Raw genomic sequence first — 8,367 nt, 5'->3', positions numbered from 1 at the left:
CTCTATACAGATATGTCGGACCGAAGGGCGAGCTCAGGGATTATGGGAAGCGCGTTCTCAGCTTAGCGTAGGATTTCGCCCCCTCCCGCAAACGACCCCTGAAATGCCAGTTTTTGTCCGGTGTCTATCAGGCATCTATCGGGTGTCTTTCGGGTGCTTATCCGGCTTGAAAACGAGCCAGGCGAAATCCGTCAGTGGAATATCAGAAGCCCAAGACGGGGCAGGATAGGCGAAGGGTGCACCCTTCGCATCGGAGGGCATTCACGCTGTGGTGTTCAAGGAATCCAATTTTCCATCGGCCGCCAGAAGATGCGGACAAGCAACGGGCTTTCTCCCGCGCCAAAAATATGACTGTCGCTACCCTGGTCATAATAAAAATACCCATCGTGTTGGGTTTTGTGGTAGGATGTGACCATGCCAACAGTTCACCGAGTGGGCCGCTTCAGGTTCATGATCTATGCAAATGACCATGATCCGGCCCATGTCCATGTGTTCTGTGATGGCCGTGAAATCATCATCAACCTTGGGGAAACCGAGGCAACGGTCCGGGAGATTGCCCCCGGCGTGAAGCGAGCAGACGTACGCGAGGCGTTCAGGATCGCGGTGGAACAACGCGAAGCCCTATTGGCCGCATGGAGGACGATTGATGCGCAACGATCATGACATCGAAAAGCAGATGGATGCCGCTTATGAACGTGGTCGCATTCGGCGCGAGACGGTGCCCCAGGCGATTGCTGCTGGGTACGATGCCACGACAGGGCGCGTAACCGTTGAGCTGTCCAATGGCACCCGCTTTGAATTCCCTGCCTCACAGGCTCAGGGCCTTGAGAGAGCAACGCCAGAGCAACTGGCCCAGGTAGAAATCATGGGTGGCTACGGCCTGCACTGGGAGGCACTGGATGCTGATCTACTGGTGCCGGAACTGATGGCGGGTCTGTTTGGGTCCCGTGCTTACATGGCGGCAAAGGCAGGCCGACAGGCATCGCCAGCAAAAGCCGCAGCGGCACGTCGAAATGGTGTCAAAGGCGGCCGACCAAGAAAGGTCGCATAACTCACATATTGAGGTAATAATGAATTATTTTTTTAAAATACCACACAATTCAAATGTATCAATACAAGACTCAAGTTCACCGACACCAAAAAAATAGCAAAAAATACTAAAAAATATATAAATGACGAATGTAGACATTTAAAATGTCATGGTGCAAATATAAAATTTGGTTATGTAATATTTAAAAAATACTCTTATGCATTTATAAATTACGAACCAAATGGAAATTATATAAATGACGTTAGTTTTGATACAATGGTTAATATAATATTGAGTAGTTTTAAAATATAATTTGGTCATTATCAGAGACTAAAGACTGAGCAAGATAAGCGAAGGGTGCCCCATCACATCGGAGGGTGTTTATGCTGCCGCGCTCAAGCTGATCTCAGCCGTCGAGACTTCCATGACCGACACCGCCCCGGTCGGCGGATGGCAGGCCCGGCAGCGCCGCCATAGATGCCCCCGGCAGGACTGGCAGGTTGTTCCGACCGGAACGGGCTTTCCTTCCGTATCGACCCATGACGCTGTCCGCCTGTTAGTCACATCGCCCATGGCCCATGATGATATTTCAGTAGGCAGCCATCCTCCAATGGTGTCCCACAGTCATAGAGACGGATATTCCGCTACACATGCCTGAGTGCGTCTCTGACGGGCTGTGGCAGGTATCTGACGAGGAGCCATCCCCTTCCGGCGGCCCCATGAATATTACTGGTAATCTTCAGCGCGGGAATGAGAGATCATTCCCGCGTTCTGTTTCTGCCGGAGTTGAGGCACGATCATTCTACCACCGGCTGCATTATGGGAGTTCAGAGCCAGCACGCGATCTATGGAATGCCAGGGTGCGTGGTCTGCCAGTCATCATGGGCCGCCTGCATCCTGATCCACAGATCAGGGCCATTGCCCAGCAGTTGACCCAGTCGTTCCGCCAGTTCGGGTGTAATGGGTTTTCGGGTCGCCAGGATCTCGTGGAGATGCGGACAGGATATGCCAAGGGCCTGTGCAATTTCTGACGTCTCCATGAAGCCGGCAGGAATGACGTCCAGCCGTAGCAATTCCCCCGGATGGGTGGGGCAACGGTGCCTGTCCCCGGGCATCATGATCTCCTGGCGTGAGGCCTGGATGAGGGCAATGCCCTATGCATCAGCGTTCCCCCTTATGCTGGAATGGGACCATCCTATTGGCCCGGTTCTGGCATGGGGAGCGGGTGATCGGTGCCGAGGCTATCAATCCAGGCTATGGCCGCTTCCGCACTGACCACACGTCCCGCTGCAATTTCTGCCAGTGCCTGACGCGTGGCTGCGTCCTTTTCCGCTTCCCGGTCGCGGTCGAACCGGTTTGTATCCGTCGGCATGTTCGTTCCCTTTCCTGGCTGCGGCCTGTTGCAACGATTATGAGCCACTTTCCTCAACGGGCATGAGGAATTCAACAGGAGAAATGTCCAGCACGCAGGCCAGTTCATAAAGGGTGACGACCGTTGGATTGCGAACCCCTTTTTCCAGGCCGCTGAGATATTGCTGGCTGAAGCCTGACCGCTCGGCAACCTGTTCCTGTGTCAGGCCTTTATTCCTTCGGATGCGGGAAAAATTCCATCCCACAAGGCGTCTCATGTCCATCAGGACATGCTGGCGTTTTACATACTATATTTTTATCAACTATAGTATGTAAATGCCCATTCAATGTCGTTCCCCTGGATATAGAGAGGCCAAGATGTCTGACTGCCACCCCGTTTCTGCCCCACGGATCTGCGTCCTGTCAGCTGCCGGTGGGTGTGGGAAAACCGTCATTGCCTTTCATCTCCTGGCACCTTTCCTCCTCAATCCCCTTCTGGTCTGCGTCAAGGAACGGATCGATTTTTCTGGTGGCCTCAGCCCAGATAACCTTCTGCTGGTCCGAAATGGGGACTTCGGGGTGGTTTTTGAGGAACTCACCCTGAATCAGGGCCGGCCCATCATCATCGATATCGACATGACCGCCCTGGAGGCTACTTGCACGAAGATGAAGCGCTTTTCTGGTGCTGACGAAGATATCGACGTTTTCCTGATTCCCTTTACGCCTGAAGTCTACAGTATACAGCGGATGATCTGGACGGTTCAGAAGCTCCGGGCCTGCGGTATTTCCGGACAGAAAATTATCCTGGTGCCCAACCGGCTGCAGGACAGGACAGTGTCCTCGCCGATCGAAGACGTGATGAAAATCTGCGAGGGGCCTGATGCTCCGCGTTTTTTCTGGGATGTCTTCGTGGAAGAGGACGAGATCTATAACCACTTCTTCAGGAAACAGGCTTCCTTCAGGTCGCTTCTGCCCTGCGAATTCTATCGTCAGAAGGCACGAGACAGGCACGCGACGCTGGAAGACCGTCAGAATTATGCATCCTATGCCGCTCTGGCCGCCAGGGCCGAACGCGTGGAACCCCGGCTGAAACAGACCTTTGCCCGTCTCATGGCCCATATCTCTCCAGGGCTGGCTGCAGCAGCCTGACAGACCACCTCATTGGCCCAGAGCAGAGCGATCTTCTATTGCCATGGCTTTGGCAGGTGGAGGGGGTTATCCGTCGCGAAGCTGGCGACCCATGCCTTTCATGGCCTCCCCACGGATCAGCAACCCGGCCTCTCTCCGGGCGAAAGACCATCGCGGACAGATCTTAATTCCAGACATGTTTTCGACGTTTGCGGCCATTCTATCGTATCGGTAACCCGACTATGGTCAGGACAGGCGTGACATGGGGATGGGTTCATTCTGTCAGAAGTTCGCAAATCGGCATTCATCAGGCGTGGCACCAGTTTCTCGTTTGGGCAGACAGCCTATCCCGACGGGGGAGAATTCCGCGTAACCAGCCGCGCTTATGCCTGTCTGCTCCTGCTGGAGACAGGCACCATGAGCACCGTGATCGATGGCGGCAGGCGGGAACTTCATGCGGGGGAGTGTGGCATCTTCATCAACACCACTGGCCGGCGTTCCACCTATGCACCGGGCAGCCAGGTTCAGTGGTGTGAAACGCCGCTGCTGGAGGCACCTTCCCCTGTAGAGCAGGATTTCCTGGGTGACCGGATCCGGGCCTCTCCGCGCATCCGCACGCTTTTCCGGGAAGGGATCGGGTGTGGTCCGTACGTTTCGCCAGCCCTTGATACGTTGCGCAACGCCCTGGGTGAGGCCCTGTTCGCGGCATGGCGCATCGAGGCGGGAGAATATATGGCCGGACACATGCCCGCGCCGCTTCTCGCGGCCAGATACTATATCGATCTGCATTATGCCGAAAAGCCGGACCTTGAAACACTGGCCGCTGTGGCCGGCATTACGCCACCTTACCTGATAGACCTGTTCCGTCGGCATCAGGGCACCACGCCCATGCGCTACCTGCGGGCCGTGCGTGCACAGGCTGCGCTGCGCCTGATCCGGCATACCGACATGTCACTGACCAGCATTGCGGACAGTACGGGCTATGGATCTGCCTTCCACCTGTCGCGTGAGATCAGGCAGTTCCATGGCCTCAGCCCGCGCCAGATACGCCAGCAGGGCACTCATTCCAACCCGTCTATCCAGGCAGGTGACGCCGAACGCCTGCCTGCGGATAACCGGTTTTCTCCCGGTCCTGAGGTAAAAAGGAGCAGTCCCATGACCCATGACATCCCTGTTATCGACATTTCCCCCCTGCACCAGGGTAACGGTGCGGAGCGGGAGGCCGTGGCCAGCGCCATCGGCAGGGCCTGCCGCGAGACCGGCTTTTTCTACATTACCGGCCACGGCGTATCTCCCGATACGATAGCAAAGCTCTTCGAGGCCTCGCACACGTTCTTCACCCAACCCGCCGCCGCCAAGGAAGCCGTGGCCATGAGCCGCGTGGGCCAGAACCGGGGCTATGTGGGGCTGGGGATCGAACGGCTTGATACGACTTCCCTGCCCGACCGCAAGGAAGCCTTCAACATCAGCCCTAACCAGCCTGGTGGCCAGGACGCATGGCCTGCTCTTCCGGGATGGCAGGATCTCATGATGGCATATTTCGCCATCTGCCTCGATATATGCGCGGCACTGCATCGCGGTTTTGCCCGTGACCTGGGGGTAGATGAGGATTTCTTTGTCGATAAATTCAGGTACCCCATGGCCACGCTACGCCTGCTGCGCTATCCGCCCGCGCAACAGGCCAGCACGGCACCGGGGGCGGGTGCCCATACCGATTACGGCAATGTCACGATCCTTGCGGTTAATGGCGTATCGGGCCTGCAGGTACGTCCGCGCGGTAGCGACTGGACGGACGCCCCGCTGATTCCCGGCACGTTCATCTGCAATATCGGTGACTGCCTGATGCGGTGGAGCAATGATGTGTATGTCTCGACCCCGCATCGGGTATTGCGCCCTGCAGGCGAGCGGTATTCGATCGCTTTCTTCCTCGATCCCGATGCGGATGCATTGGTCGAGCCGATCGTAACCAGCTCCGGCGAGCATGCGCATTATCCACCCGTAACCGGGCATGACTACCTGCAGGAAAGACTGCAAGCGACATACGGGCACAAAAACCAGCACCACTGAGGCGGAAGGCTTCCACAGTGTGGGCATTTCCCGGTGGGTGGTCCGTGGGATGCGATCAGGAATGGTCGGTCGTAAGGCTGGCAGACTGGGCTGTGGAGGTGGGCCAGTGACTTTTTTTCCTGTCCGACCGTTGTGAGGTGCCGGGACTGGAGAAAGACGTAGGCCATGAACAGACATATTAAAGGGGGGTCCGATTAACGACCCTGAAAATGGCGGATTTCCAATGATTTTCCATAATAGGGAGGATGAAATCGAAGGGTCAGGATCCAGAAAACCGACAGCTGCCCAGGCGCCAGGCGCAGCGGTCCTTGTCACCGGCCTGCGATAGGCCGTCACATGCACCCTTCTACGGAACTTCGGCCGCCTTATTGCCCGGGTTCAGGCAGGGGAAGGGGATGATCGGTACCGAGGCTGGCCGCCCATGCCTTCACCGCTTCATCACTGATGAACAATCCGGCATCAGCCTGGGCCAGTGCCCGGCGTGTCGCTTCGTTCTTTTCGGCTTCCCGATCGGAATGACCTGTTTCCATGATGGTGTTCCTACCGGACCAGATCATCAGGCCCGTTCCGGTCTGTGTCCACGTGTTTCTGGTGACCGCAGCGCCCGAGAACCCTGTGCGTCATCGACAATGTCCATGTTCGATGGGATCAGGACGTTTCGCTGAAGCAGGGGAAGGGAGGGATATGAGTTTTCCGGCCACAGGAAACCCGCAGATAATTATTACGTTATCGTTACATAAGGCGGGCACAGATATACGCTCGCTCACCGCAATCATGGATGCCCGCCAGTGCGGAGAGATCACAGCCGATGAAATGATCGCCCAGATCCGGCTGATATCTCAACAGGAAGACTGAGTTTTTCTTGCTTCGGCAGAGAACATTGGGAGCCTGTGGTAGAATCCTGTCATCGGGAATTGAGTTAATCCGTTGCAGGAATGCGGGCTTGAAAAATCATACTGTTGTAACTACAATTCCGTAACTACTGGAGCGGATTGTGACCATATGGGTATGGGATCCTGAAAAGGATTCAAAAAACAGGGAGAAGCATAAGCTGCCTCTGGAAACCGGCAGGTTTGTTCTCGACGGCGATCCGCTCGCATTGTCTGTCCCTGATCCCCATCCAGATGGGGACAGGTGGCGAACCATAGGGAAGATACGGGGCATCACAACTCTCTTCGTCGTTCATACAGAACCCGTGGAAGACGAGGAGGATGGCGAAGAATACGGTCGTATTATCAGCGTAAGAAAGGCAACTGCCCATGAGCGCAAAGCATACGAAAATGGACTCTGAACTGCTTCAGGCGTTACGGGCTGTGGAGGCCATGCCTGACAATCAGATTGTGACGGATGATGAAGCCCCAGAAATTCGTGACTGGTCACATGCGGAACGGGGGCGCTTCTATCGACCCCGTAAAGTGCAGAAAACCGTGCGGTTTGACGCTGATGTCGTGGCTTTCTTCGAGAAGGACGGGCCTGGCTATCAGACACGTATGAATGATGCGCTGCGTGAAATTATGAATCGCGCCTTACGTAAGGCGCCCACGAAAACAGACGCGGGATCTGCACGATCTTCACGGCGCGGGAAGACGGTACACGCATAAGAGTGGCTCTGATCTTTCTTTGCCCACTTTCCTGCACGAGAAGGAGATCGACCACCATGAGCAGCAAAAACAGGTCCATGCCCTCGCTGCACAGTGACGAAGCGGCCGAGGATTTCGTCGTAACCACCGATCTGATCCGGTATGACCTGACGGATAGCCGTGACCAATGTACGCCTCGTTACCTTCCTGCGGTGTGCGAGAGCGTCCCCCTTATTGCCCGGGTTGTGGCAGGGGGAGCGGGTTATCCGTGCCGAGGCTGGCGGCCCATGCCTTCATGTCCCGTTTCTCCCGGTCTGGACCTTCAGGCCAGTTTCGGCCTGCGTCCGCGTTTCTTCTCTGGCAGGCGTGTGACCGGCACCCCAGTTCCTGATGTTTCCGAAGGGGCCGGTGTCTCCTTGACGGTCCGCCCCAGTCCGATCTCCTGTGCCAGGGCAGAACGTCGGGCTGCATAGGATGGGGCGGTCATCGGGTAGCTTTCCGGCAGGCCCCATTTCTCCCGATACTGCTCGGGTGTCATGCCATAGACAGTACGAAGATGGCGCTTGAGCATCTTCATTTTTTTTCCGTCCTCCAGACAGACAATGTAGTCTGGAAACACGGATTTCTTCACAGGCACGGCCGGCACCAGATCTGGTGTTTCGGTCATCGCCTGTCCCAGACTTCCGAGCGCCTGAAATACCGAGGCGATGAGGCCTGGCAGGGTCTCCGCCGGAACCGTATTGCTGCTGACATAGGCAGCGACAATCCGGGTCGTAAGCTCCCGCAGCGTGTCAGCTTCGGATGATCGTGTCTCGTGGTCAGTCATGGTCACGTCTGCCTGTTGTCCTGTCATGTTCCCGGTCCCTGTCGAAGGCATGAAGTCCCGCACGCCTCCAGCGTGTTTTCAGGTCAACCGGAGCAGTATCATTGCTGCCCTGGAGCTGTCCTGCAATATCCAGAAAAGTCCCGAGCAGGGTGGCGCGGTCATCATCGGTCAGATCGACCAGTCCCGCCTTCTGGACCAGGCCGCCCAGTTCGATCAGATGATGAGTGCGTTCCCGTCGCGCCTTCGCCCAGTCGCGCATGTCGGTGCGTGCCTTTCGTGCCTGCTGGCGATGGATCAGGGCTTCCTGCTTCCTGATCCGTCTTTCAAGCGCCAGCAGATCCGTCCTGATCGTTTCCGGTTCCTTTCCGGCCGCCCTTTTTTGCGCC

The 8,367-nt window shown here is 56.4% G+C and carries 13 protein-coding genes; 7 read left to right on the top strand and 6 right to left on the bottom strand.

Annotated features, from left to right (window positions below):
- Positions 1–450: 450 nt before the first annotated feature.
- Together CFR72_RS15640 and CFR72_RS15635 are read left to right on the top strand one after the other, a co-directional pair.
- A complete protein-coding gene (locus tag CFR72_RS15640; RefSeq protein WP_110914712.1) occupies positions 451–663 on the top strand; it encodes a DUF4160 domain-containing protein in 213 nt (70 codons plus the stop codon).
- Entirely contained in the window at positions 647–1,051 is a 405-nt protein-coding gene (locus tag CFR72_RS15635) for a DUF2442 domain-containing protein (RefSeq protein WP_007396285.1), read from the top strand. Before CFR72_RS15640 ends, CFR72_RS15635 begins: the two co-directional genes overlap by 17 nt.
- An 824-nt stretch (positions 1,052–1,875) precedes the next feature.
- Here CFR72_RS15635 and CFR72_RS15630 read toward each other — a convergent pair.
- From CFR72_RS15630 to CFR72_RS15625, 3 genes are all read right to left on the bottom strand, one after another.
- Positions 1,876–2,070 (bottom strand): HigA family addiction module antitoxin, encoded by a 195-nt coding sequence (locus tag CFR72_RS15630; RefSeq protein ID WP_244182340.1) that lies wholly within the window; start codon positions 2,068–2,070, stop codon positions 1,876–1,878.
- 155 nt (positions 2,071–2,225) lie between these two features.
- Positions 2,226–2,402 carry a hypothetical protein gene (locus tag CFR72_RS17715; protein ID WP_167400426.1) on the bottom strand — a complete coding sequence of 59 codons (177 nt, stop codon included), beginning with the start codon at positions 2,400–2,402 and terminating at the stop codon, positions 2,226–2,228.
- Positions 2,403–2,439: 37 nt separating this feature from the next.
- Positions 2,440–2,664 carry a helix-turn-helix domain-containing protein gene (locus CFR72_RS15625; protein WP_010511395.1) on the bottom strand — a complete coding sequence of 75 codons (225 nt, stop codon included), beginning with the start codon at positions 2,662–2,664 and terminating at the stop codon, positions 2,440–2,442.
- 94 nt (positions 2,665–2,758) lie between these two features.
- On the opposite strand from CFR72_RS15625, the gene CFR72_RS15620 reads away from it, so the two are divergent.
- Positions 2,759–3,529: a StbB gene (locus CFR72_RS15620; protein ID WP_110914710.1), complete on the top strand. Its 771-nt coding sequence runs from the start codon at positions 2,759–2,761 to the stop codon at positions 3,527–3,529.
- Between the two features lie 396 nt (positions 3,530–3,925).
- Positions 3,926–5,575 carry a 2-oxoglutarate and iron-dependent oxygenase domain-containing protein gene (locus tag CFR72_RS15615; RefSeq protein ID WP_110914709.1) on the top strand — a complete coding sequence of 550 codons (1,650 nt, stop codon included), beginning with the start codon at positions 3,926–3,928 and terminating at the stop codon, positions 5,573–5,575.
- Between the two features lie 365 nt (positions 5,576–5,940).
- On the opposite strand, the gene CFR72_RS17710 is transcribed toward CFR72_RS15615, so the two are convergent.
- Positions 5,941–6,105 (bottom strand): hypothetical protein, encoded by a 165-nt coding sequence (locus CFR72_RS17710; protein ID WP_167400425.1) that lies wholly within the window; start codon positions 6,103–6,105, stop codon positions 5,941–5,943.
- 154 nt (positions 6,106–6,259) lie between these two features.
- On the opposite strand from CFR72_RS17710, the gene CFR72_RS17705 reads away from it, so the two are divergent.
- The 3 genes from CFR72_RS17705 (at position 6,260) to CFR72_RS15600 (ending at position 7,176) form a co-directional block, all read left to right on the top strand.
- Positions 6,260–6,430 carry a hypothetical protein gene (locus CFR72_RS17705; RefSeq protein ID WP_167400424.1) on the top strand — a complete coding sequence of 57 codons (171 nt, stop codon included), beginning with the start codon at positions 6,260–6,262 and terminating at the stop codon, positions 6,428–6,430.
- 139 nt (positions 6,431–6,569) lie between these two features.
- Positions 6,570–6,866 carry a BrnT family toxin gene (locus CFR72_RS15605; protein WP_010518357.1) on the top strand — a complete coding sequence of 99 codons (297 nt, stop codon included), beginning with the start codon at positions 6,570–6,572 and terminating at the stop codon, positions 6,864–6,866.
- The gene (locus CFR72_RS15600) at positions 6,835–7,176 is read left to right on the top strand and encodes a BrnA antitoxin family protein (RefSeq protein ID WP_007396313.1); all 342 of its coding nucleotides are present in this window, start codon (positions 6,835–6,837) and stop codon (positions 7,174–7,176) included. Before CFR72_RS15605 ends, CFR72_RS15600 begins: the two co-directional genes overlap by 32 nt.
- A 301-nt stretch (positions 7,177–7,477) precedes the next feature.
- On the opposite strand, the gene CFR72_RS15595 is transcribed toward CFR72_RS15600, so the two are convergent.
- The gene (locus CFR72_RS15595) at positions 7,478–7,981 is read right to left on the bottom strand and encodes a MucR family transcriptional regulator (protein WP_110914707.1); all 504 of its coding nucleotides are present in this window, start codon (positions 7,979–7,981) and stop codon (positions 7,478–7,480) included.
- Positions 7,974–8,240 (bottom strand): conjugal transfer protein TraD, encoded by a 267-nt coding sequence (locus CFR72_RS15590; protein WP_025439956.1) that lies wholly within the window; start codon positions 8,238–8,240, stop codon positions 7,974–7,976. The genes CFR72_RS15595 and CFR72_RS15590 overlap by 8 nt, the downstream gene beginning before the upstream one ends.
- Between the last annotated feature and the right edge of the window lie 127 nt (positions 8,241–8,367).

The organism is Gluconacetobacter entanii, assembly GCF_003206495.1.
Lineage (GTDB): Bacteria > Pseudomonadota > Alphaproteobacteria > Acetobacterales > Acetobacteraceae > Novacetimonas > Novacetimonas entanii.
The sequence above is the reverse complement of the archived record's forward strand: the minus strand, read 5'-3'. Positions and strand labels throughout refer to the sequence as shown.